Raw genomic sequence first — 22,892 nt, 5'->3', positions numbered from 1 at the left:
GATGGCTACGGAATCAGGCGGAGCAATTGCGGGTGTTGCCGGCAGAGAGGGGTGGGCCACAATCGCGGGTGTGGCTGGGGCAATTGGAGTTTTCCGGCCAGATTCGGCGAGCTGGCGGGTGAGTAAATCCACTTTTTGGTTGGCGGTATCAAGGGCCGTCATGGCTGCGCGGAGTTGGGCTGCCATTTGATTATCGCCCGCTCCCGGTGTTTTGCGCATCGTTTGGATTTGCGCTTGGAGTTGCTTGTTCTCCTCCGCCTGCGCGTTGGCCTGGGATTCGAGCACCTTCAGTCGGTCTTTGGATTGTGCGTAGAGCGTAGAGGTTTCCGCAAATTGCGACTGCATATCTTTGGCAGTGTTTTGCAACGCATCAAGGTCGCCGCTCGCTTTATTGAGTTGTGTGGTGAGCGTGCCGATTTGCGATTTGAGCTGGGCATTTTCCACGTCTAACATATCAGTGGTATTTCGGTTGTCGGCCAGCGTGTTTTGGTGTTTGCCGAGCACCTCAGAATTATTGGCGAGTTCCTGAGTGAGGAGAAATATTTTTTGTTCCTGCTCGGCCAAGGCTTCCCGGTTTTTCGTTTCCTGTTGATTGAATAACAGAACGCCGGTGATCAGCAGCGTCACCAGTGCGGCGGCCATACTCCAATTGAGAATGCGTGACGGGCGAGGTTGTGCGGTGGGCGCAGCGATTGCGTTCAACGGGAAAACGCCGGTGGTGTTGGCGGCGCTCCAGTCGCCGCCGAGGCCGTCTTGGAAGACAAGAGTTTCAGGCGCGAGCGCGCCGTGTTGGATCAGCCGTGAAAGGTCGGTTTCGTCAATGGGGCCGCGTTGTGTCCCATTCTTTACATAATACCACTGTGAAGTTCCCATCGTATCCCCCATTGTTGCCCCTTGTTGATTTTTGCCCGAAAAGTCCGGACATCTCCTTGAGCCGAGGCTACAAAATGTGGGCTGAAATGCAAGCGCACACACGGGTAGTTATCCACAGCTGGGCACTACTTTTCAGCAAAACGGTAGTGCTGTCCACAAAGCAATTTTACGTTTCAAGGCTGGATTTGCAAGGTAAGCTGTGTAACCTCCAACGATGAACCGCGTATTGACCAACATGAAGCCCTATTTGATTGTCGTGCTCGGTGTGGGGTTCTCCTTGCCTTTGTTGGCCGCTGATAGGCCCCATGCCAAGTCAGAAGCAAAACCCAAAGGCAAAGCCGAAGCCGGTTACATCCGCTTTCGCGAACACGGCAAAGGCGCGGTGATGGAAGTGGCGATCCTCCAAATGAAAAACGCCAAGACCGGCGCGCAAGTCGATCTCGTCGGCGCCGTGCACATCGGCGACAAGGCTTACTACGAGCGGTTGAATACAATTTTCAAAGGCTACGACCGCGTGCTGTACGAAATGGTGAAGCCAAAAGAATTGGATCCCGCCAAACCGCGCGATCCCCGTAAGAAACAATCCGGCATCTCCCGCATGCAAAATTTTATGGGCGAAAAGCTGGACTTGGAATTCCAATTGGACATTGTCAACTACGGCGCAAAAAATTTTGTGCACGCCGATATGACCCCCAAGCAATTCGCCAAACGCCAAAAAGCACGCGGCGAAAATATGCTCACAATTATGTTCAAATCCTTCCAGCAGGAAATGGCTGCAAAGAAAAAAGGCGGTGGCGCAGAGCAAATTAGCACAGTCGAACTCTTGCGTGCCCTCTTAAGCCCCAACTTCGCTGTGGAAATGAAATACATCTTTGCCAAACAATTTCAGGAAATGGAACGCATCTCCGCCGGCCTGGATTCCGACGAAGGCTCAGTCATTCTCACCGAACGCAACGACGTGGCACTCAACGTCCTGAAAAAAGAACTCGCCTCCGGCCAGAAAAAACTCGCCATCTTTTACGGCGCCGCCCACCTGCCCGATATGAAAGAAAAGCTAATCAAAAATTTCGGATACAAACAAATCGCCACAAAATGGATCGTCGCCTGGGATTTGCCCAAGCGCGTGGTTCGGAATAAACGCTAATTGTAGCCCGGCCCGTTGGGCCCGGGTTACAGTTCCACCGGCTTGAATTCCCGCCAGCGGCGGGCCCAGAATTTACGGCTGCGGATGAGTTGCACCCCCAATAACGCCCCGAAAACTGGCAGAGAAAAGACCTGTTTCATCGGTTCCAATTCGGGAGCGACTTCTAGAATGCCCTTGCAGATGGCGATGAGCACGCACATTACTGCCAAAGTAGAAAATAACCATATTCCCCATTTTGTCTGTATTGATTTTCGGTCGGTTCCCGGTTTGTTTTGCATCAACACCAGCAATTGCACGGCAGCGCTGAGGACAAACAGGCCGCAAATCCACGGTGCTTTCAAATTTCTGCGCTCAGAATAATCCGCGGACGTGCTCAACGATTCGCCCAGCATTGCGAAAATTCCCCAAACGGCAAAGGCGCTGATGATCAACATTCCCATCCCCCACACGAGGCTGGAATCCGGCCCGGAAAAGAATGGGTACATCACCCCACGTTGCCATCGGCTTTTGGGGATTTCCTTGCGAACGCGTTTTGGCAGCGGGTCAATCGCCGCCGCCATTGGCAGCATCCCCAGCACGATGATCGCCACGGTAATCCAGCCAAGTACCTCAACCAATTCTATCATATGCGGTTTGTCGACGGTGGTTTTGGTGACGATGTTGTAGCCGAGGGCCAGCGCGAAAACAATCCACGCCACAGTGATGGATCCGCGCAAGGGCATTTCTCGATTGGAACGGATGGGCCGCATCAACGCGTGGTTGGCCACGTTAATGCAGCAAAAAGCCGAGACGCTCAGTACCGCGAGGAAAAACCAATTGAACGGGTCACTGGCGGTGGCGTTCCTGTGCGTGCCGTGGAAAAATTCCAGAAAACCGGCGTCCTCCAGCATTCCGTGGAGGAACATCGCCAGGCCAAAGCCGACGAAGGTCAAGGGCAATGCTGCACCCGCCCCAATTGCAACGCTACCGAGCGAAAATTCCAGCAGCACCACACTCATCAACAGCGCCAACAGTTGGGTGATTAAGTATCCCTCCACCGATCCCTCGCCCATTGAGAGAGCCAAAATGAGGCAGGGCAGGGTGGCAAAGTGGCCGAGGGCGAGAATGACCCATCCCGCCCTTCGCCGTCCGGCGAGCAGTGCTTCGGGCGTTAGCATTCCGTGGCGGATAAATTCGCGATGGGGTGTTGATAATTCCGTGATCGGGTGCAATCCATAAATAGTCCCCACCGTGGCAATCAACAAAAACGACAACCCACCCATAAACAGCGGGTTGCTGCTTTCGAAAGGGGCAGAGGAATCTAAGCCGAACATCAAACCCCAAACATATACCCCGAGTGGCAAAAGAAAGGAAACGGCGAGCACCGCCAAGAGAAACACAGGCAACATATGGGTGCGGTTTATTTGCCGCAGATCACGCAGGGCAACGGGGTGGCTGATGTGTTGCAAGAGAAAGTTCATTGGACTTCCCCCTTGGTGGCTTTGAAATAAATGCGCGACAGCTCTCCATTGACGGGGCTGAACTCCAGCAGCTTGAGGCCGGAGGATTGAAGTTCGGCGGACACCTTGGCCAACTCGGCATCGCCGCCGAGCAGATCGAACTGCACCACATCGCCCTCAATGCGCGGGTTGTCGGGCAGCTCCATTTCCGCAAGCCGTTGCTGCAGCGGCTCCGTCCCTTCGAGCACGCGAACGCTGATGGTGCGGTTTGGCAATTGACGCGCGCGGACTTCCGCCAACGGTCCGTGCTCCATTACTTTGCCAAGCTCCAGAATCGTAACCGCGTCGCATAGATGAGTGAGCTCATCCAAAATATGCGAGCTGAGGAAAACTGCCTTGCCGCGTTCGGCCAGCGCGCGGAGCATTTCCAGCAAATCCATTCGCGCGCGCGGATCCAGTCCCGCCGCCGGTTCATCGAGCAACAGCACTTCGGGGTCGTGCATCAATTCGCGGCCGAGCGCCAGCCGCTGTTGCATCCCGCGCGAGAGTGTGGGCATCAGTTTGTCGGCGAAGGGCGTGACGCCGGTGAACTCCATTACCTCGCGAAGCTTGGCCTTGCGTTCATCGTCGTCCGGCAAAACTACGCGCGCGAAGTAATCCAAGTAATCCTCCACCGTAATGCCCGGACGCAGGAACATCACATCCGGCACAAAGCCGATCTTCGGCTGAATAAGATCCGGATATTCGAGGCAGGAAATGTCGTCAAAAAATGCATCGCCCGCAGTGGGCTCCTGTAACGTGGCGAGGATGCGGAGGGTGGTGGTTTTGCCGGAACCGTTGGGGCCAATGAAGCCGTGGACTTGTCCGGATTCAAAGGAAAAGGAGGCGTCATCCAAAGCGATCGTCTCGCCAAATTCCTGTCTCAGGTTGTCGACCTGGATTTTCACGTGCGATCAATATACTCTGTTTACTCAAAATCGCAATGGGAAGGTTTTTAGGAATGATCAATGACCAAGACGCAATATCCAAGGAATGCCCAATGACCAATCCTCAATGAACACTTCTTGGTTTTTGGGTCTTGTTTATTCCTTGGGCTCTTGGGTATTGGGCCTTGGGTTTTTCTCTACGCAGTAGAGAGCCTTTTCCCCACGCAAAAAAATCGCATCCCCGGCGATTGCCGCGGAGGCGCTGAAGGAATCGTTGAGGGTGTTGCGGGCAAGGGGTTTGGGGTTGGCGGCGTGGCTGAAGACGAGGGTGGTGCCGGCACGATCGGTCAGGTAAATGCGATCCTTGGCGGCCACGGGGGAGGCGTAAAAATTTTTCATGCCGCCCAATCGAAACGGGCCGAGGTCGCGCCCGGTGCGGCCTTCGACTTTGGAAAGGAACCCCTGATAGTGATGGAAAAAATAAAGCGTGTCGTCGGGCATTAACAACGGCGAGGGGACATAAGGCGTGGCGGCTCGGCGGGTCCAGCGGATGTGATCCGTTCCGGTGAGGTCGCCCTTGGCACCGGCGAGATTGATGGCGTGCATCGTGCGTTTCTCGTAGCTCGCGCCGGCGTACACAATGCCGTTGCCGTGCACCGGCGAGGCGACGACGTTGTGCGGCAAACCGCCGATGTGCCACAGCACGTTGCCGTTGGCGAGGTCGTAACCGCGCACGGCGGTGGTGGCGCTGACGATGAGCTGGGTGGTGCTGCCGCGCGTGACGGTGATGGGCGTGCTCCAACTGGTGGGCTCGTTACGGGGCTTGCGCCAGAGTGGTTTGCCGGTTCGTTTGTCGAAGGCGACGATGAATGAATCCCCTTCGTGATCCCAATTGATGACGAGCGTGTTGCCGTGCAGCACCGGCGATGCACCTTCACCGTGGCCGTGTTTCACCTTCATATCGCCGAGATCTTTTTTCCAAACCAATTCGCCGGTCTTGGCTTTGAGACAATAAATTCCCGCCGAGCCGAAGGAGGCGATGACGTGTTCATCATCCACCACCGGAGAGTTGGATGCCCACGTGCCGCTTTCGTGCGTGCTTTGGTGCGGCTGTGTGGTGCTGACAATTTTTTGCCACGCGATTTTTCCAGTGGCGCGATGGATCGCCAGCACGGTGAAGCGGAGTTTGTGAAATGGATCGATGTTGTTATGCGCGCCGGCGGGTTGCCCGGGAACGGGCAATTTTTCGCCCTGCGGCACGGCGGTGGTGAGAAAAATCAAGTCCCCCCAAACCACCGGCGAGGAATGGCCCAAACCGGGCAAGGGCGTTTTCCAGCTCAGATTTTTGGTCTCGCTCCATTCAGTTGGCGGATCGGCATTCGGGGCAAAGCCGGTGCCCAACGGTCCGCGCCATTGGCCCCATTGTCTGCCGGGATCGGGCAGGGCGAGTCGTTTGCGGACTTCTGCCTCAAGCGTTTTACGTGTGTTGAGGTGGGCGATGCGGCCTTTTGGGTCGATTAATATCTGGGTGGGGATGGCTTTGACATTGAATTGTTTTATCAACGGCCCTGCCCAGGATTCTTCCTGAAAATGTTGCGGCCATGGGATTTGTTTTTGTTTGGTGTATGCGTTGAATTGTTCACGTTTTTGATCAAGCGAAATGCCGATGATTTCGAATCCGTGGGGATGCAGTTTTTCGTAAACCGATTTCATGTCTGGAAATTCACGCACGCATGGCGGACACCACGAGGCACAAAAGTAAAGCAGCACCACTTTGCCGCGCATCTGGGCAAGATCCACCGTGCGCCCGTCAGCGGCGGTGAATTTGAGATTCACCGGCTGGCCGACTTTCAAATCCGCCGCGTGCAGCGGAGCGCAAAGAGCTAGTAAAGCGAGTGTGATTTTCATCAACTGAACCTAGCTCAAGCGGTGGATTTTTGCCGCAACAATTTCTTTTTGTAACGGCTTTGGACGATTTCCGTTAGCACGAGTACGGCGATCACAAAGTAAAATGTGGCTTTGCTCATCGCGTGAATTTCGTGGCCGAAAAATGAGAGGCCGGCCAAATGTCCGCCTTCGCTGAGTAACATAATCCCGACGACAAACAAAATGAACAAGCCGAGCACTTCGTACATTCGATTGCGCTGGAGAAATTCTGACACGCGATCGGCCAGTAAAATCATTAACGCGCCGCCGACCAAGACGGCGAGCATCATAATGCAAAGTCCGGTTGTGGAAATGTTCCCATCCACCGAGGTGAGCGCGATGGCGCTGAGGATTGAATCAAACGAAAACACAAGATTCATTAGAACAATTTTGGCAATAACGGATTTGCTGGTGGAAGCCTTTCGTTTTACGTCTTCTTCGCCCAAGTCATCCACGGCAAGCATATGGAAAATTTCTTTCATCGCCGTGTAAATAATAAACCCACCTCCCAGCAAAACGACGAGACTGTGGAGATTAAATGAACCCGCCGCCACCGCGCCCCAGGATTCTGGAAAGGCAAACCAAGTGTTTTGGAACGAGGCGATCATTTTCACTAGCGCGAATAGCAACACTATGCGTAATCCCACGGCGATGCCGATGCCCCATTTGCGTATGCGCGAGCGATCGGCCTCCGGCGCGCGTTTGGATTCGAGGGAAATGTAGAGTAGATTGTCAAAGCCCAACACTGCTTGAAGCAATATTAAGAGGCCTAGGGTGAGCAGGATTTCAGGAATGTTTTCCATGATTGAAGTTAAACAATTGGCCGCATTGTGTATGCGGCGGATTTCATCACGGCCAAATAATAGTGCCGTGATGGAATTGGGGAAGGAAAATTCGCGCGGGGCGGTTCGCCGAGGCTATTGGTTTTGTGTGGTGTTGCTGCGCTCTGAACCGGGGCGTTGTTTACGGATCCCAAAGGTGGATCCGCCGGATTTTGCGTTGACCGCGCTTTGGCGGGTATAGCCGTTAATCATAGGCAAGTAACGATAGTAGACAGTCAGCGAAAGTGTGGCCCAAGCGGTGGTGATGGTGGTGCCTTCCTGTTTGGCGCGGCGGCCTTCGGGTTTCCACGTGCCGTTCGCTTGTTGTTTTTTCAGGAAAAGGGGTTTCATTTTTGCGTTCCAATCCTGCCATGGTTTGCCGCCGTGCAAAAAGAGGCTGAGGCATCCGTAGTACCAATAATAATAATCTTTTTGGGTTGTGGCGGGTAGTCGGGTGGCGAGAAATTTAGCGGAATCGATCTGGCGTTTTTCGTCGGGTTTGGAGCCGTAGAGTTGCTGGCAGTACATGCCTACGGAGGTCATGGATGGTTTAGGAACGGAATCTTTGTAGCCGTAAAACCCTTTGTGTTGACCGGCGCTTACGGTGTCGAGAAACTGCCGCGCGGGGCCGAGGTGTTTGGCGGGCACGCTGACGCCGGCCATCTCGGCACTGCGCAAGGCCATGATGACCCAGCCGGTAACCGATAAATCACCCGCGTGTTCCAGCGAAGGGTGGGGCTGATAGCGCCAGCCGCCGCTCTTGGGATTTTGGGAGGCGCACAAAAATGAAACAGCTCGCTCAAGGGGCTGATAATATTTCTCCAGACGCGTAATGCCGGCGGCTTCCCCAAGGGCAAGGGTGCCAATGGCTTGTCCGTACATCCGGCCGCCATCTCGCATGTTGCCGGTTTCTGGAACTTGTTTTACCAGCCAGTCGAGCCCTTTGGCAAGGGCTTGGCCATAATTGGTTTCGTCATCGGGTTTTACGCCATAGGAAAAGTAGCAGAGAATCACCAAGCCGGTGTGGGCGACGTTGGATTGCGTCTCAGACCAGCAACCGTTTTCTTTTTGAGTGCGGGTGAACCAGTCCAGAGCGTTGACCACGGCGGCTTCGGTTTCGGCACTCCCGCCCAATTCATTGATAATCTCGCTACGTTTGGCGTTGCGGAGTGGGTTTTTGCGTAATCCGTAAGTGCTGCGAAGGGCGCGGCGGCTTTGTGTGGGATCGGGTTTGAGCACGCCGCCGATGCGCGTGCCGCCGGCTTGTTGCGCGGAGGCGGGGCTGGGCATGCTCAGGCTCAATGCGATGAGGGTGATGGCGAGGGCGGGGAGGGCTCGTGTATCGGACTGGTAGTTCATAGCTTGTGCTCCGTTCAATCTATTTTAAAAGACGGATTTGTAAATCATGAAGTTACAGAAGATGATGGATAATGCGAGGTTGGGCAAAAAAAAAACCGGCCAAATGGCCGGAATGAAATCGGTAGATTGAGTCGCGTGGATTATTTAAGCTGATTGAGGGCGGTTTTGTTGTATCCCACAATCACTTTGTCGCCGGCGATGACGACTGGCACTCCGCCGCGCCAATGGATGCCGGCTTCCTTGGTTTTCTTGGCGACCACGGCGCGGGCTTTCCCGTCCGTCCGAATATTTTTTCGCACAAAGTCAACGCCATTTGATTTGAGTAAGTCGGCCGATTTGGTGCAGTAGCCACAGCTTGGAATGGAATAGAGAACGACTTTGCTGTGCGGCTTGTTATGCGTTGCGCCGAGGCCGCGGCCCCCTTCTTGGCTGGGCTTGGTGCCGTTGCCTTGTTGATGGGACTGGGGGCGACCTGAGGAATTTCCCCCGCCGTTTTGCTCCTGTTCATGGCGCTGTGCTCGGATGTGAGCCAGGATTTTCTTGAGCTTAATGATTTGTTCTTTGGTGAGGATTTCCATGCGCCGGTTGTGAGCCTGATGGTGGACGGCTTTGATTTGCTCTTTCTTTTCTTCCTTCGATAGTTCTTTGTTGGCGATGATGCCTTTGATCTTCCGGGTCGCGTACTGATGAACGGCGCGGAGTTTTTTGACCTGTTCCTCGGTGAGCTCGAGTTCTTTGATGAGGCGTTGGCGTTGTTGGGCGTTGTGGTTGCCATTTTGGTGGGGACGAGCGGAGGACTGACGAAGCTTTTTCAGTTTTGCGTATTGTTCTTCGCTGAGCAATTCGCGCACGGCGGCATCCATTTTCTTGAAGCCTTCTTTGAGTTTGGCTTTTTTCTCTTCCTTGGAGAGTTCTTTGTTACCGTGAATGGCCTTGGCATATTTGTGCCATTTTTCATGGATGGCTCTGAGTTGGGCAGCTTGCTCATCGGTGAGGTCGAGTGTTTCCTTGATATTCACGTGTTGGCGTTGTCCCCCTCCGTTTTGTTGGCTGCCATTTTCGGTACGGGTCATGCCACTTTGGGGTTTGTGGCCGCTATTGCCGTTCCCCTGCGAAGGGTTCTGGGTTTGGCCGGAGTTGCCCTGTTGGCCGCTATGGGTGCTGCTAAGGGGTTTGCGAACGGATTGGCGATTTACGCTGCTGCCTGGTCCGGTTTGGTTGCGCACGGAGTTTGGCGCGCCATGCTGTTGCTGGCCTTGGCCTTGGGTGAGTGACGGTGCGGCGAGCGCGCCGGTGATTAGGATGATTGCAATTTTGAGGTTCATGGTTGTCTCCTGTTCCGTTCGTTAACAAGGCAGACGCGTGGGTTTTGGCCCCGGTTACACTTGTTTCGCGATAGTTTGATTTGGGGTGCAATGGGAGCAGGCTGTGGCAACAAGGGTTGTCAAGTGGCTTTGCTGGGGGTAGTATCGGGCATGCGGCAAATCTTCAACGCAATTTTTACACTGTGTTTGGTGCTCGTTTTTTTCAGTGGTTGCGGCAAGAAAAATAATACAGACCCCGGTGATCCCAGTCGGGTGGTCTCGGCGGAGATGCTGATTTTCGATGAGGATACGGGCGTCGTCATCAAGGCGGGCGAACTCGAGCCATTCACGGGTAAAGCGGTTTGGGTTCACCCCAATGGCCAGCGCCAACAGGAAACGACTTATGTGGATGGACGCGAGGACGGCCAGGAAATCTGGTGGCATCCGGATGGGGCACGTGCTGGTCAGAGTGAATACCAAACCGGTGTGTTGAATGGGTCCACCATTCAATGGCATCCGGGCGGAGTGAAAATGGAGTTTCAAGTTTTATACAGAAATGGATTGCAGGATGGCAAAGAAGTGTGGTGGCACGAAAATGGTCGCGAAAAAAGTGTGACTCATTTTGAGAACGGCCTGCGTCAGGGCCGGGCGACCGGATGGTTTTCTGACGGCAGCAAAGCCTGGGAAGCGATGTGGGTGGACGACGAACCGCAAGGCCGTTACTCGGAATGGTATGAAACCGGCCAGGTGAAAAGTCAAAAAGAATACGACGCCGGCAAGCAAACTGGCTCCGAAACATGGTGGTACGAAAACGGAGAGAAATCCTGGGAAGCCAACTGGAAAGAGGGTCGGCAAGCCGGACTGAAAACGGAGTGGTACGAGAGCGGCAATAAAATGAGCGAGACGTTTTATAAAGCCGGCCGCCGCGAAGGCACGGCGACGGGATGGTATGAGAACGGCAATAAAGCTCATGAGACGACTTATCTGGATGACGAGGAAGTCGCGGTGAAAGAATGGAACGAGGATGGAAGCGCCGTGGCTGCTGCGCCCGATCCGCAAGGCCGCGTTCGAGTGTGGGTCACCGGCGAGATCGAAAAACTTTACAGCAACAAAGCCGAGGGAATTGTGTATACCGACTTTGGTGAACCCGACCGTGCTGAAGGCGGCGCTTGGGTGTACGAGAATGTTCAAGTGCGCGCATCGGGCACGGCCATTGCCCACGAGGTCGAGTTTACGTTTCAATCCGGCAAAGTGAAATCGGTAAAAGTAAACGTCCCGCAAAAAAAAGAAACCCCCTGACCTGTCGCCCCGCAAAACAACTGCAATCAACACGATGAATCAATTCATACCCATAACAGTGATGGCCTTGCTTTTGGCCTTCGGTTGCTCCAAGGATGAACCTCCGATTGAACCGAATCCCTCCAGCCCATCTTCTGGGAACTCCGGCAATGCGGGCGGCCCCGGCGGTATGAGTGGGGAAGGTGGAGAAGGTGCCGTAGGCGGGATGGAGGCAGTTCCACAACCCGGCAGCGGAGGCACGATTCCTGCCGGGCCACCTCCCGGAGGTACACAGAATGTGAATGAAGATCCCAAAGGTGCACCGGTGCTTGCTGAAATGAACGGCGTATTCTACGAAGTTTACAAGATTTCAGAACTCCCGTTCACCGGTAAAGCGGTGGAGTATCACGCCACCAATGTCGAGAAATCAGAAAAAGTTTATAAGGATGGCCGACTCGAGCAGTTCACCGAGTGGCACGATAACGGCCAGAAAAGTCGGGAGGTCATTTATGCCGCAGACGGCAAAACCACCGAGAAACGCTGGAACAAAAAAGGCGAAGAGATCAACGCCAACAACGCGAAAGCCCGGGCAATGCAATGGACCTTTGGCATTGTCGGCAATAAAATGGCCATCGAACAATATCGCGGCCTTGCTGGAGATCTGGTGCGCCGCGGGTTTGGGCCGCCCGATGAAGAGAATGGCGGCGTGTGGGTTTACCGCAACATGAAGGTGCGCTCCGGCACTCAACAGATGACGACCGTGCGATTCACCATTGCCGGCGGCAAAGTCATTTCTGTCGGCGTGGAACCGTAACGCGCGGATTGCGGGTTACTCAATACGACAACACAAAGGGTTGCGCTCCGAGGATGGAAGCGTACAATTCGAGAACCTTAACACCAACTCGAACCCAAAGGATTCCTATGGTTGCCACTGCTCCGCTCGATATTCCTGTCATCCAACCCTCGCCCCGCGTGCAGGCGTTTCTGCAATCCCCACGCCAAGCGCTCATCAACGGCCAATGGCAAGCTGCTTCCTCCGGCAAAACCTTCGCCGTTTACAATCCCGCCAGCGGGGCGGAGATCGCCCAAGTCGCGGAGGGCGATGTGGAAGATATTAATCTGGCTGTTGCCGCCGCGCGTAAAGTTTTTGATGACCCCAGCCACGCGTGGAACACCATGACCCCCAGTGAACGCGGGCGGCTCATTTGGAAAATTGGCGATCTCATTCTCGAGCACGCCGCCGAATTGGCCGAGCTGGAAAGCATCGACAACGGCAAACCCATGGGCGTCGCCGCCGCCGCCGATGTGCCACTCTCAGCCGATCTATTTCATTACATGGCAGGCTGGTGCACCAAGCTGGAGGGTAACACCATTCCCATTTCCGTGCCGTATGCACCGGGCGCGAAGTTTCACGCGTACACCACACGCGAGCCGGTGGGCGTGGTCGGCCAAATCATCCCGTGGAATTTCCCGTTGCTGATGGCCGCGTGGAAACTCGGCCCCGCATTGGCCACCGGAAACTGCGTGGTCCTCAAACCCGCCGAGCAAACGCCACTCACCGCGCTGCGCTTGGGTGAAATTTTGCAGGAAGCTGGCGTGCCCGATGGGGTTGTCAACATCGTTCCCGGAATGGGCGAAACCGCCGGGGCTTCGCTGGCCGCGCACGATGACGTGGACAAGGTTGCGTTCACCGGTTCCACTGAGGTCGGCAAAATGATTGTTAACGCCGCGGCCGGGAATCTCAAAAAAGTCACCCTCGAGCTGGGCGGCAAATCGCCCAACATTATTTTCAAGGACACCGCCGACCTCGAAGCCACCATCGCCGGGGCCGCCAGCGCCATCTTTTTTAATCACGGCCAATGTTGCTGTGCCGGCTCGCGCCTTTATGTTGAGAAAGATATTTTTGATGAAGTGTTGGCCGGCGTGAAGGATGCTGCCGCTGCCATCAAGATGGGGCCCGGTTTGGCTCCCGATACCGAGATGGGCCCGCTCGTGTCCGATGAACAACTTGCGCGCGTTACCGGTTATATGCATGCCGGAGTGGAAGCCGGTGCCAACTGCGTTACCGGCGGCACGCGCCTCGGCGATCAAGGTTACTTTGTGTCGCCCACCGTCATCACTGATACCCGCGATGATATGAGCATCGTGCGCGAGGAAATTTTCGGACCCGTCGTGGTGGCCGATCCCTTCGACGACATCGATGAAATCATCGACCGCAGCAATGACAGCACCTACGGCCTCGCCGCCGGAATTTGGACGCGTGATTTATCCAAGGCCCATCGCACCGCCGCCCGCCTGCGCGCCGGCACGGTGTGGGTGAACACATACAACATCTTCGACGCCGCGCTGCCCTTCGGTGGCTACAAACAATCCGGCTGGGGCCGTGAAATGGGCCGCGAATCACTGGAACTCTACACCGAAACCAAAGCCGTTTGCGTGGGGTTATAAATATCGAACATTCGCCAAAAACTTAGCCAAAAAATCCGCCATGAATGCAAAAACTATTTTGGAAGATAAAAGCACCGGCGTGCGCTCCATTGAACCCGATGCCACGGTGTTCGAGGCCGTGCGGTTGATGGATGAATTTAAAGTCGGCGCATTGATGGTGGTGGATGAGGGCCAGCTGGTGGGCATCATTTCCGAACGCGATTACACGCGCAAAGTGGTGCTCAAGGATCGCTCGTCTAAGTCCACCCAAGTTTCGGAAATCATGACGCGCGACCTCGTGCAAATCAGCCCCGACGCCAGCCTTGAAGAATGCATGGCCGTGATGGGCCAAAATCGCGTGCGCCATTTACCCGTCACCGAAGCAGGCAAAATCCTCGGCGTCATCACCTCCACCGATCTCCTCATCCTCTCCCTAAACCAAAAAGATCACATCATTCAACAACTCGAGCAGTACATCGCCCCGGGGCCGTAGGGTTTTTCTAATGCAGCATGGCTTGCGCCATCACCAAGGATTTCATTGTTTAGAATGATGGTGCGGAGGGAGGCGGCTCCGTTATAATTTTTCTGGTTGATTGTAGTGGGTGTGGGTGAAGAATTTCCTGTAGGGTGGGGCGTATGAAACAGATTCTCTTAACGATTGCGGTAGTGGCGTTGGTGGGATGTGGGAAGAAAGATGCCGAGTCCGCCAAGTCGGAGCCGACTAAAGCCAAGGCAACCGCTGGGGTCAAGCTATGGGAATTTGAAACGGATTGGCATGTGGTCTCCTCCCCCGCCATCGGATCTGATGGTACGGTTTACGTCGGGTCAAGGGACAAAAAGCTCTATGCCATCAATGGCAAGAGTGGGGTCAGGCTATGGGAATTTGAGACGAGAGATGAGGTGTGGTCCTCCCCCGCTATCGGATCTGATGGCACGGTTTATGTCGGAGCACATGACGATAAGCTCCATGCCATCAAGACCTCCACTCAAGGACTCGCCAATAGCCCGTGGCCCATGCGCGGACAAAACCCCCAACACACCGGACGTGTGCCTGGTGCCAAGGCTCCTGTGGCTATGCCACCCGGCAAGGCTTTTGCTTGGACGATGGGGGTAAACCAACAATCTCTGGATCGCTTTTATGTAGGCAAGCGGCAGGCACAGGTTCAAACGTTCTTTGGTAAACCGGAAAAGACACAAGGAGAATGGTGGGGATACACTGGAATGAACATTACCGATGGCCAAGGCAACAAATACAGCACCGCATGGTTTGGGTTTTCAAATGGTATGGTGCAACAGGTGCGGTTTGATAAGTAAACAACCTTCAATTAGCAAGCGGGATAGCAGCGCGATTTACTAAAGCGGCTCTTCACGCGGCGGCGTGTGGGCCATTGTGCATATGCTGATGCCGAACAGGAATATTCCCCTTGGGTTGGAAGGGCCTGGCGCTAATGCTCGATTGTTAATCCATGGCTCTCAGCCACGCTGTTAAGATTCCGGGTTGCGTCTAATCGTGCGTTTTGCAAGGACACAAACCTGGCTTCGTCAACCTCGTCAATATTATTAATGCTTCCTAAATACGTATTTATAACATTCAGGGAACTTTCCAGGCTCTTCATGGCTTGTTTGAAGTCGTCAGGGCAGCCGCTCATATCAATATTCCGTACATTTTGTAGGTATGAATTAGTGGCATCTTTTATCCCTTGGAAACTCTCGGCTTGGAGTGCTGATTTAAAAAGGGTTGAGTATGTTCGCTCCGCAGAAGCCATCGAGTTATAGGCTTTTACTATAGCCTGCTGTTTTCCGCCGCACCCTGTCATAAATGCTGCGGCCGTCAGAATTGTGATGATAAGATGTTTCACGTCTCTATTTTAGAAAAACGGGGGGGGTAGTTGCAAGTGTAAATAATATCTTCTGATTTTACTTTGATCAGGTCATTAGCCAAGGTTTGATTGAGGTTTACGCAGTGATGTGCGCATTTAAAACGGCCCTTCACGCGGCGGAGTGGGGTCCATCGTGAACACGCTGGCGTCGAAGGTGGCCTTCAGCATTTGCGTTTTCAAGTCGGCTTGGGCTGGGGTGCTCCAGAGATTTTCAAATTCATCCGGATCATTTTCCAGATCGTAAAGCTCCCCCTGATCCGTGCCGTGGTAGACAATCATCTTATGGGTGTTTGTCCGCAGCATGGTGCCGTAGCTGTGTCTATGGCTCCATGCATTGTAGTATTCGCTGAAGACATGCGGGCGGTGAGTTGCCGGATCGCTTTCGCCGCGCAGAATGGGCAGGAGCGATTTTCCCTGCATCGCCTCGGGCACATCCAGTCCGGCGGCTCCCAGCAGGGTGGGGGCGATATCAACCAGTTCCATCAGGCAATTTGCCTGCAGCTGGGTCTTGAATTGTTGCGGCCAACTGAAGATCAGGGGCACGCGCACGGCTTCCTCATAAAAATGAGGGCCCTTCAGGTAGATGCCGTGGTCGCCCAGCATTTCCCCGTGGTCACTCATGAAAATGATGATCGTGTTTTCCAACTGTCCCGTGGCCTCCAGAGCGCCGATCATGCGGCCCACGCCCTCGTCGATGTGCTCAATCATCGCATAGTAGGCTGCCGTGACCTCGCGCTTGTCGGCATCAGTCATGGCCGCGACATCATAGCTGCCGGGATCGTTGTGGGCGTATTGGCTGTCGAGTTTTTGGAACGTGGTTTTGGTTTCCAATTCGCCGGGTCGTGTTTTGGGTAATGGCAATTCATCCGGATTGTAACGCGCCAAATATTCGGCCGGTGGATCGAAGGGATGATGCGGGGCAAAACAATTAAAACTGAAAAACCACGGCGCCCCGTTTTGTTCGCGAATGAAATCAATGGCCCGATTCGCGCACCAAGTAGATTGGTGGTACTCGGCGGGAACGCCGTGCTTTATATAAGGCGTCGAGGGCCCGTCGTAGAGCGCTTCCCATGACTTGCCCTGTTGCGTGAGCCATTGGGTGTAGGCATTCTCCGGCCAATCCGGCTGCGGATGGTGCGACCAATCAAAAACGTCATAGCCATCATCAATCCGTTTTTCCACCACGCCATTGGCGCAGGTGGCGAGGTGCAGTTTGCCGGCGAGGCCGCAGGTGTAGCCGGCATCGGCGAGGAGTCGGCTGATGAGTTTTTCCGTGCCCGGCATCGCCTGTCCGTTTTGGCGACAACGCGTGGTGCGCGGATAACGTCCGGTAAGAAACGAAGCGCGGCTGGGCGTGCAAACGGGGCTTTGGCAATAGGCCCGCGTAAACGCCACGCCTTGCGCGGCCAGCGCATCCAAGTTGGGTGTGTTGATGTGCGAATTGCCTAGCGCGCCGATCGTGTCGGCCCGTTGTTGGTCCGTGCAAATCCACAGGATGTTTGGTTGATCCGTCACGCGGGTTGAATAATTCAACTCGCCATGCTTGGCGAGCTTTGGCTTGATCATGCGGTAAAAAACATCCGCCCACTGTTCGATATTATGACAGGAGGGGAAGGTGTCCACTTTATTCAAGAGATTTTCAGCGAATTATTGGAGAATTGGGAATAACCTATTGCCCGATTGAGTCAGAAAATCTCGACTCTGTTTTATGTCTTCGCTAAGTTGAGCAAACGCTATGGAGGAAACGCGTCGCCAATTTTTGCGCCAAGGACTGAGCACTACCGTGCTGACTGCGGGTGGTATTTTGTTGCTTCATCCTGTCGATGCGCTGGCGGCAGTGCTGCGCCGTTATCACGTGGTGGCAAAAGGCGACACCCTCAGTGCAATCGCCCAGCGGTATCGTGTCACCGTCAATCAGCTAAAGCTTTGGAATGGGCTGACCAAAGATCTCATCGTCCCCGGTCAGCGGATCCATTTGCGCACGCAATACAATTCGCTGCCACTGACGACGATTAATAAGCCGCGCATTAACACCACCAAGTGGAAAAATATCATCGCCCACCACAGTGCGACTGGAAACGGTAACGCAAAAATATTTGATGATGCCCATCGGCGGCGCGGGATGGAGAATGGCCTCGCCTATCACTTCATCATTTGCAATGGCACCAACGGTTCCGCCGATGGCAAAGTGGAAGTAGGCAATCGTTGGCTCCGCCAAATCAAAGGCGGCCACGTGAAAAGCGAAACCTACAATGCCAATTCCATCGGTATTTGTGTGGTCGGCAATTTTCAGGAAAAATGGGTCACCGCCAAGCAGCAGCAATCACTCATCGAGCTGGTTGATTACCTGAAAAACAAAACCCTCCGGGGTCGCCCCAAGTTCCGCGTCCATCGCGAGTTAGAGCAAACCGTGTGCCCCGGGAAAAATTTCCCAGTCAAAAAGCTGCACGCTCTTTTTGGCTAACCCAACACACTCACGTTGTACAGCGTGTACAGCCCCTTCAGCAAGCGATCCTGATCGCATTGCGCCAGCGACATTTGGTCGGTAAGCTTTTCCAGTAATTCCGCCTCGGTGCCTTCGTATTGGCCGTCGATGAGCATCATCCCAATGACGTGCGCCGTGAGGAAACGCTTTTGTCGGGTGCTCAATCGCGCCACTTGATCGTCCAACGTTTCCGCCTTTTCCGCGAGCAAGCGATTGCCCGCTTCGATGTGTTCGAGGCTTGGCACAAAACGTTGGAGATACGCCGTCTCACTTTTTGCCACCTCACCATCAGCACCCTCCATCGCGATCAGCACTGCACAAAAAAGCGCCCATTCATCATCATCACGAAACGCGTTCGATTGGAACCGCGCCTCGAGCGCCTCCTGCACATCACGCGCGCTGTCGCGTTCCAGCCGCAGCGTTTCCGCCGCCAACTCCACCAGCGAACGATCCCGCACGCGTCCATCGGCGATGCTGAGGTTCACAATATTGGCAAACAGGCACGCACTTTGCGCATCGTCTAACGCCAAGCCCGCAGTTTTCAGAGCCTCCTCCAGCGAAGAGGGGGCGGGGATCGCGTGCCCCTCCGCTAAGGGCGTGAGATGCGGCGGCATCGGGTGCCTTGTCTTTTCGCACACTCCCTTGATCACCGCCAAAAACCGTTGCACTGTCAAATTGCCGTCACTCATTGGGGGGACTCTAGGGAAACACAGTGTCTTGGCAAGCATTCAACGGAGTGAACTGGGCTTTGGAATTTTTATTAAAAATTCGCTGGACAAATCACGGCGCACGGCGCACAAACGGCTTTTGTTATAACACACGATTTCAAATGATTTCTAGCACCGCCACCTCGCTTGCCGATGAAACGTACCACGCCATTCGTAAGCGCGTGGCCACCGGACATTGGCCGCCGGGGATGCGGTTGGTGAATCGGAAGCTCGGGGCTGAGTTGGGCGTGAGTATGGTTCCGGTGCGCGAGGCGCTGAATCGGTTGGCGAGTGAGGGTCTTGTGGAGCACGTGCCCGGCGCGGGGGCGTTTGTGCGGCGCCTGGATCGCAAGCAGATTGTGCAACTTTATGCGTTGCGCGAACAGCTCGAGTGTTTTGCCGCGCGCGAGGCGGCGGCGCGCATTCGGCCGGATCAATTGGTGCAGTTGGAAATTCTCTGCGCCGATTGGCGGACGCTGCTGGGACGCATTCGACAAAGCAAAGGGCGAACGGCAACGGCGGCGGTGTTGCGACGGTGGCTGGATAATGATTTGAAATTTCATCGGGTGCTTATTGAGGCGGCGGATAATCCGTGGCTGACCAAATCGGTAATGGATTTGCGGATGCTCTCAGTAGTGGCGCGCAATAAACCGGGTGCGTTGCCGTTGGAATCCGCCGAGCGCACGCATCGTGACCACGAAAAACTGGTGACGGTTTTAGGCAAGGGAAACGTCGGAGAGGCCGAGTGTTTGATGCGCCGTCACGTGAGCGATGGGTGCGAATTTATTTTAAGCCACTTGGAGGAATGATCGTGAAACATTTTTTTGCTGTATTGGTTTTTTTGAGTGTTTCGGCGATGGCCGGGGATGGGGCTTGTCTTGCGTCCAAGGCACTGCCCGATTTGCCGGATTCCATCGGCGTGGCGGGGCCATTTGTCGGCGTGCACAATGACGCGCTGATCGTGGCCGGTGGCGCGGATTTCCCTGTGCCCGCAGGCGGGGATTTGTGGGAGGTGCCGAAGGTGTATCACGACAAAGCGTGGGTGCTTGTGCGCAAGGGGGAAAGCTACGAATGGAAAACCGATTTCACATTAGAAAAGCCAGTGGGCTACGGAATGTGCGTTTCGACTGAGAATGGCGTTGTGTGCATCGGCGGCCAAACGGGTAAGGTGGTTTATTCAGATGTGTTTCGGCTGGAGTGGGATGCAAAAACGGAAACACTGAAACAAACGAAATTACCTCCGTTGACGGAGGCTTGCACCGGTGGCGCAGCGGCGTTGATGGGCAATGTGGTTTATGTCGCAGGCGGGCAGAGTGGTGCGGAGCTGAACACGGCCACGAAGAATTTCTGGCGATTGGATTTGGGGGCGGAAAAAATGGAGTGGGAAAAACTCCCGCCGTGGCCGGGGCCGGAGCGGGCGTTTAATCAAATGGTGGCACAGCATAACGGGCGCGAGATGTGTCTGTACGTTTTTGGCGGACGTCGGCAGGATGCGAAAGTGGAAGGCATCGCGGGGATCATCGCGATGAATGATGTTTATGAGTTTAGTCCATCCCGTAAAAAAAGCGGCAAGGCCGAGGCGTGGCGGAAACGCAAGGCATCGCCGAAACCGATGATGGCGGGCACGGCAGTGGCGGTGGGGCAATCGCACATATTCGTGGTGGGCGGCGCGGATGGCGAAGGGCTTAAAAAAATCGCGGCGGACGCGGACTTTGTGAAAACGCATCCGGGTTTTCCTAAGCGCGCGTGGGCGTATCACACGATCACGGATACTTGGATTGACGCCGGGCCGTTGCCGGCAAATCACGTCACCACGCCCGCGGTGAAATGGGGCGACGACATCATCATCGCCAGCGGCGAAATCAAACCGCGCGTGCGCAGCGTAAAGGTGTGGCGGCTCACGCCCGTCGAAAATAAAAAACCGTTTGGCGCGATTAACTTTACCGTGCTCGCGTTGTACTTGCTGGTGATGGTCGGCGTGGGCGTGTGGTTTATGCGCAAAAACAAAACCACGGATGACTACTTTCGCGGCGGCCAAAACATCCCGTGGTGGGCCGCGGCCTGTTCGATTTACGCCACGATGCTCAGCTCGCTGACGTTTGTGGCGCTGCCGGCGCTGGTGTACGCCACCGATTGGTTGCTGTACATCGGCATGCTGATGATCCCCGCCGTGGCGCCGCTGGCGATTTATGGCGCGATGCCGTTCTTCCGGCGCATCGACGCCACGAGCGCGTATGAATATCTCGGCAAACGCTTCAGTCGGCCAGTGCGGCTCATCGGCAGCGGACTCTTCACGCTGTTTCACATTTCGAGAATGGGCATCGTGATGGCGCTCACGGCGCTGGCGCTCTCCGCCGTCACGCCGCTTTCGCCGTGGCAAAGTGTTCTGATTATGGGCGTGCTGTGCTTGATTTACTGCACGATGGGCGGCGTGGAGGCGGTGATTTGGACGGACACAATCCAAACCGTGGTCCTGCTCGGCGGCGCGGTGGTTTGTGTGTTTTACATAATCGGCGGCGTGGACGGCGGCTTTGGCGGCGTGCTCGATCTCGCAAAGGCGAATGACAAAATGACTTTGGTGAACCTCGATTTCAGTCCGGACAGTTTCACCGTGCTCGCGTTGTGGGTCATCATTCTCGGCGGCTTCGGCCAAAACCTTTCGAGCTACACATCCGATCAAGCCGTGGTGCAGCGGTACATGACCACCAAAAGCACTGCTGCCGCCGCGCGCTCTATTTGGGCAAATGGAATATTGGCGGTGTTCGGATCGCTGCTGTTTTTCTTCATCGGAACGGGCTTGTACGCTTTTTACCATTCCAATCCGGCGCAACTCAATCCGACGATTCAAAACGACCAAATTTTCCCGATGTTTATCGCCACTGAATTACCCGTCGGCATTGCGGGCCTCATTGTGGCGGGCATCTTTGCGGCCGCACAATCGACGGTGTCCACCAGCATGAACTCCACCGCCACCACATTGGTCACCGATTTTCTGCGTCCGTTTAATCGATGCGACAGCGAGGCCGGTTATTTGAAAGCCGCGAAAGTGCTAACGCTAGTGATGGGCGTGCTCGGCACGATGGCGGGGTTGCTTTTTATCAGCCCGGAAATCCGTTCGTTGATGAGCGAGTATTTCAAAGTCATCGGAATGTTTATGGGCGCGCTCGGCGGATTGTTTTTGTTGGGCATCCTCACCACCCGCGCCCACGCGCGCGGTGCGTTCATTGGATTGCTCGGCGGCGTGGCCGTGATGATTTGGATTTGGCGCGCCACAGAAACCAACGGCTTTCTATATTCCCTCATCGGCATTGTGTCGTGCCTGTTCATCGGTTATGTGGCGAGTGTGCTGCTTCCAACCACACAAACTAATTTGGAAAATCTAACTTTACACACATTGATAAAAAAGGAATCCGCAAATGGTTAAACAAATGAACTTCACAGGGGTTTTACTGGCAACCGCGCTTTCGGGTGCCACTGCTGGTGCCCTTAAAACCGGTTTTGAAACAACCAAGCCAAGCGAAATTCGCGAACTCAAAACCAATGCGGGCACTTGGAGCGCAGAAGTGGGGCACGCAGAGGTGACGGCGAAGTTCCATTACGCCGGCAAACAATGCCTGCATATTTACGGCGGGAAAGAACGGCGGGTGGAATTCACGCCAGCCGCCGACATCAAGCTGCCGGGGAAGTTGGTGTTTCAGGCCGAGCGCTGGACGAGTCGCAGTCCGTTTGCCTTTCGCGTGGAGGAAAAAGTTGCCGGAAAATGGGTGGAGATTTTTAATGGTGACCGCGCAGTGGTGGTGGGTCGCCCTTTCAAAAGTCGCGTTAGCATTCCGCTGCTTCGCAATCCGGAACGGCTGCGCTTCACGTGTACGAGCCCGGAACGCTCTGGAATTCTTATCGACGACGTGGCGCTCATACCGGCTTCGTTGCAAAAAATCGCAGGTATCACGGTCGAGGACGTTCAAGTACCCGTGCTGGTGGGGCTGGAAACCAATCCACTGCTGCGAGTGCGTGTAGAAACGACTGGCGCGATCAAGCCCATCACTTTGATCGAAGCGGCGGCAATGTTGAGCGGCAACATCTCGCCCAACGATTTGGCAGCGGTGCAGTGGTTAACTTCCGGCAGCTCGGCGAACTTTGGTGCTGCCAAACCGTTTGGGGAATCGTTGTCCGGCAAAACGGGGCCGGTTATTTTCAAGGGCAATACATTGCTCCTCGAGGGTGCGAATTATTTTTGGTTGTCGGTGAAGCTCAGCGATCGTGCGGATATCGATCGGACGATTTCGGCCGCGTGTTCTTACTTGAAATTTTCCGACGGTAAAA

General features: G+C 54.9%; 20 protein-coding genes. 10 read left to right on the top strand and 10 right to left on the bottom strand.

Features of this window, described 5'->3' with window-relative positions:
• On the bottom strand, positions 1–873 hold an 873-nt coding region (locus H8E27_14800; GenBank protein ID MBC8326886.1), incomplete at its 3' end, for a DUF4339 domain-containing protein.
• Positions 874–1,087: 214 nt separating this feature from the next.
• Here H8E27_14800 and H8E27_14795 point away from each other — a divergent pair.
• Positions 1,088–2,017, top strand: a complete 930-nt coding sequence (locus H8E27_14795; protein MBC8326885.1) for a hypothetical protein — start codon at positions 1,088–1,090, stop codon at positions 2,015–2,017.
• A 26-nt stretch (positions 2,018–2,043) separates the two neighbouring features.
• Here the strand turns inward: H8E27_14795 and H8E27_14790 are convergent, their stop codons facing one another.
• The 6 genes from H8E27_14790 to H8E27_14765 form a co-directional block, all read right to left on the bottom strand.
• A complete protein-coding gene (locus tag H8E27_14790; protein ID MBC8326884.1) occupies positions 2,044–3,477 on the bottom strand; it encodes a hypothetical protein in 1,434 nt (477 codons plus the stop codon).
• Positions 3,474–4,403, bottom strand: coding sequence for an ABC transporter ATP-binding protein (locus H8E27_14785; protein MBC8326883.1), 930 nt, complete (start codon positions 4,401–4,403; stop codon positions 3,474–3,476). Before H8E27_14785 ends, H8E27_14790 begins: the two co-directional genes overlap by 4 nt.
• A 135-nt stretch (positions 4,404–4,538) precedes the next feature.
• Positions 4,539–6,290 (bottom strand): PQQ-binding-like beta-propeller repeat protein, encoded by a 1,752-nt coding sequence (locus H8E27_14780; GenBank protein ID MBC8326882.1) that lies wholly within the window; start codon positions 6,288–6,290, stop codon positions 4,539–4,541.
• 14 nt (positions 6,291–6,304) lie between these two features.
• Positions 6,305–7,111, bottom strand: a complete 807-nt coding sequence (locus H8E27_14775) for a tellurium resistance protein TerC (protein MBC8326881.1) — start codon at positions 7,109–7,111, stop codon at positions 6,305–6,307.
• A 114-nt stretch (positions 7,112–7,225) separates the two neighbouring features.
• Positions 7,226–8,488 carry a terpene cyclase/mutase family protein gene (locus H8E27_14770; protein ID MBC8326880.1) on the bottom strand — a complete coding sequence of 421 codons (1,263 nt, stop codon included), beginning with the start codon at positions 8,486–8,488 and terminating at the stop codon, positions 7,226–7,228.
• 140 nt (positions 8,489–8,628) lie between these two features.
• Complete coding sequence (locus H8E27_14765; protein MBC8326879.1) at positions 8,629–9,066, bottom strand: hypothetical protein; 438 nt, start codon at positions 9,064–9,066, stop codon at positions 8,629–8,631.
• Positions 9,067–10,002: 936 nt separating this feature from the next.
• Between H8E27_14765 and H8E27_14760 the strand changes: the two genes are divergently transcribed.
• From H8E27_14760 to H8E27_14740, 5 genes are all read left to right on the top strand, one after another.
• Positions 10,003–11,091 carry a toxin-antitoxin system YwqK family antitoxin gene (locus tag H8E27_14760; GenBank protein MBC8326878.1) on the top strand — a complete coding sequence of 363 codons (1,089 nt, stop codon included), beginning with the start codon at positions 10,003–10,005 and terminating at the stop codon, positions 11,089–11,091.
• Positions 11,092–11,152: 61 nt separating this feature from the next.
• A complete protein-coding gene (locus tag H8E27_14755; GenBank protein ID MBC8326877.1) occupies positions 11,153–11,884 on the top strand; it encodes a hypothetical protein in 732 nt (243 codons plus the stop codon).
• 107 nt (positions 11,885–11,991) lie between these two features.
• Positions 11,992–13,518 (top strand): aldehyde dehydrogenase family protein, encoded by a 1,527-nt coding sequence (locus tag H8E27_14750; protein MBC8326876.1) that lies wholly within the window; start codon positions 11,992–11,994, stop codon positions 13,516–13,518.
• Between the two features lie 40 nt (positions 13,519–13,558).
• A complete protein-coding gene (locus H8E27_14745; protein ID MBC8326875.1) occupies positions 13,559–13,990 on the top strand; it encodes a CBS domain-containing protein in 432 nt (143 codons plus the stop codon).
• Positions 13,991–14,133: 143 nt separating this feature from the next.
• Complete coding sequence (locus tag H8E27_14740; protein MBC8326874.1) at positions 14,134–14,811, top strand: PQQ-like beta-propeller repeat protein; 678 nt, start codon at positions 14,134–14,136, stop codon at positions 14,809–14,811.
• Between the two features lie 131 nt (positions 14,812–14,942).
• Here the strand turns inward: H8E27_14740 and H8E27_14735 are convergent, their stop codons facing one another.
• Together H8E27_14735 and H8E27_14730 are read right to left on the bottom strand one after the other, a co-directional pair.
• Positions 14,943–15,356 (bottom strand): hypothetical protein, encoded by a 414-nt coding sequence (locus H8E27_14735; GenBank protein MBC8326873.1) that lies wholly within the window; start codon positions 15,354–15,356, stop codon positions 14,943–14,945.
• 117 nt (positions 15,357–15,473) lie between these two features.
• Positions 15,474–16,892 (bottom strand): sulfatase-like hydrolase/transferase, encoded by a 1,419-nt coding sequence (locus H8E27_14730; GenBank protein ID MBC8326872.1) that lies wholly within the window; start codon positions 16,890–16,892, stop codon positions 15,474–15,476.
• Between the two features lie 220 nt (positions 16,893–17,112).
• On the opposite strand from H8E27_14730, the gene H8E27_14725 reads away from it, so the two are divergent.
• Positions 17,113–17,841, top strand: coding sequence for an N-acetylmuramoyl-L-alanine amidase (locus H8E27_14725; protein MBC8326871.1), 729 nt, complete (start codon positions 17,113–17,115; stop codon positions 17,839–17,841).
• Here the strand turns inward: H8E27_14725 and H8E27_14720 are convergent.
• Positions 17,838–18,551 (bottom strand): hypothetical protein, encoded by a 714-nt coding sequence (locus H8E27_14720; protein MBC8326870.1) that lies wholly within the window; start codon positions 18,549–18,551, stop codon positions 17,838–17,840. The genes H8E27_14725 and H8E27_14720 overlap by 4 nt on opposite strands.
• A 140-nt stretch (positions 18,552–18,691) precedes the next feature.
• Here H8E27_14720 and H8E27_14715 point away from each other — a divergent pair, with 140 nt between their 5' ends.
• The 3 genes from H8E27_14715 to H8E27_14705 all read left to right on the top strand — a co-directional run.
• Complete coding sequence (locus H8E27_14715) at positions 18,692–19,378, top strand: GntR family transcriptional regulator (GenBank protein MBC8326869.1); 687 nt, start codon at positions 18,692–18,694, stop codon at positions 19,376–19,378.
• Between the two features lie 2 nt (positions 19,379–19,380).
• A complete protein-coding gene (locus tag H8E27_14710) occupies positions 19,381–21,993 on the top strand; it encodes a sodium/solute symporter (GenBank protein ID MBC8326868.1) in 2,613 nt (870 codons plus the stop codon).
• Between the two features lie 4 nt (positions 21,994–21,997).
• A partial coding sequence (locus tag H8E27_14705) for a hypothetical protein (protein ID MBC8326867.1) occupies positions 21,998–22,892 on the top strand: 895 nt, incomplete at its 3' end.

The organism is Limisphaerales bacterium (assembly GCA_014382585.1).
In the GTDB taxonomy this organism is placed as follows: Bacteria; Verrucomicrobiota; Verrucomicrobiia; order Limisphaerales; family UBA1100; genus JACNJL01.
The sequence above is the reverse complement of the archived record's forward strand: the minus strand, read 5'-3'. Positions and strand labels throughout refer to the sequence as shown.

Excerpts from the sequence above, each read along its gene's own strand:
- H8E27_14750 (MBC8326876.1), top strand. The coding sequence starts at position 11,992 with ATGGTTGCCACTGCTCCGCTCGATATTCCTGTCATCCAACCCTCGCCC.
- H8E27_14740 (MBC8326874.1), top strand. The coding sequence starts at position 14,134 with ATGAAACAGATTCTCTTAACGATTGCGGTAGTGGCGTTGGTGGGATGT.
- H8E27_14715 (MBC8326869.1), top strand. The coding sequence starts at position 18,692 with ATGATTTCTAGCACCGCCACCTCGCTTGCCGATGAAACGTACCACGCC.
- H8E27_14755 (MBC8326877.1), top strand. The coding sequence starts at position 11,153 with ATGGCCTTGCTTTTGGCCTTCGGTTGCTCCAAGGATGAACCTCCGATT.
- H8E27_14780 (MBC8326882.1), bottom strand. The coding sequence starts at position 6,290 with ATGAAAATCACACTCGCTTTACTAGCTCTTTGCGCTCCGCTGCACGCG.
- H8E27_14790 (MBC8326884.1), bottom strand. The coding sequence starts at position 3,477 with ATGAACTTTCTCTTGCAACACATCAGCCACCCCGTTGCCCTGCGTGAT.
- H8E27_14775 (MBC8326881.1), bottom strand. The coding sequence starts at position 7,111 with ATGGAAAACATTCCTGAAATCCTGCTCACCCTAGGCCTCTTAATATTG.
- H8E27_14725 (MBC8326871.1), top strand. The coding sequence starts at position 17,113 with ATGGAGGAAACGCGTCGCCAATTTTTGCGCCAAGGACTGAGCACTACC.
- H8E27_14795 (MBC8326885.1), top strand. The coding sequence starts at position 1,088 with ATGAACCGCGTATTGACCAACATGAAGCCCTATTTGATTGTCGTGCTC.
- H8E27_14765 (MBC8326879.1), bottom strand. The coding sequence starts at position 9,066 with ATGGAAATCCTCACCAAAGAACAAATCATTAAGCTCAAGAAAATCCTG.
- H8E27_14720 (MBC8326870.1), bottom strand. The coding sequence starts at position 18,551 with ATGAGTGACGGCAATTTGACAGTGCAACGGTTTTTGGCGGTGATCAAG.
- H8E27_14745 (MBC8326875.1), top strand. The coding sequence starts at position 13,559 with ATGAATGCAAAAACTATTTTGGAAGATAAAAGCACCGGCGTGCGCTCC.
- H8E27_14770 (MBC8326880.1), bottom strand. The coding sequence starts at position 8,488 with ATGAACTACCAGTCCGATACACGAGCCCTCCCCGCCCTCGCCATCACC.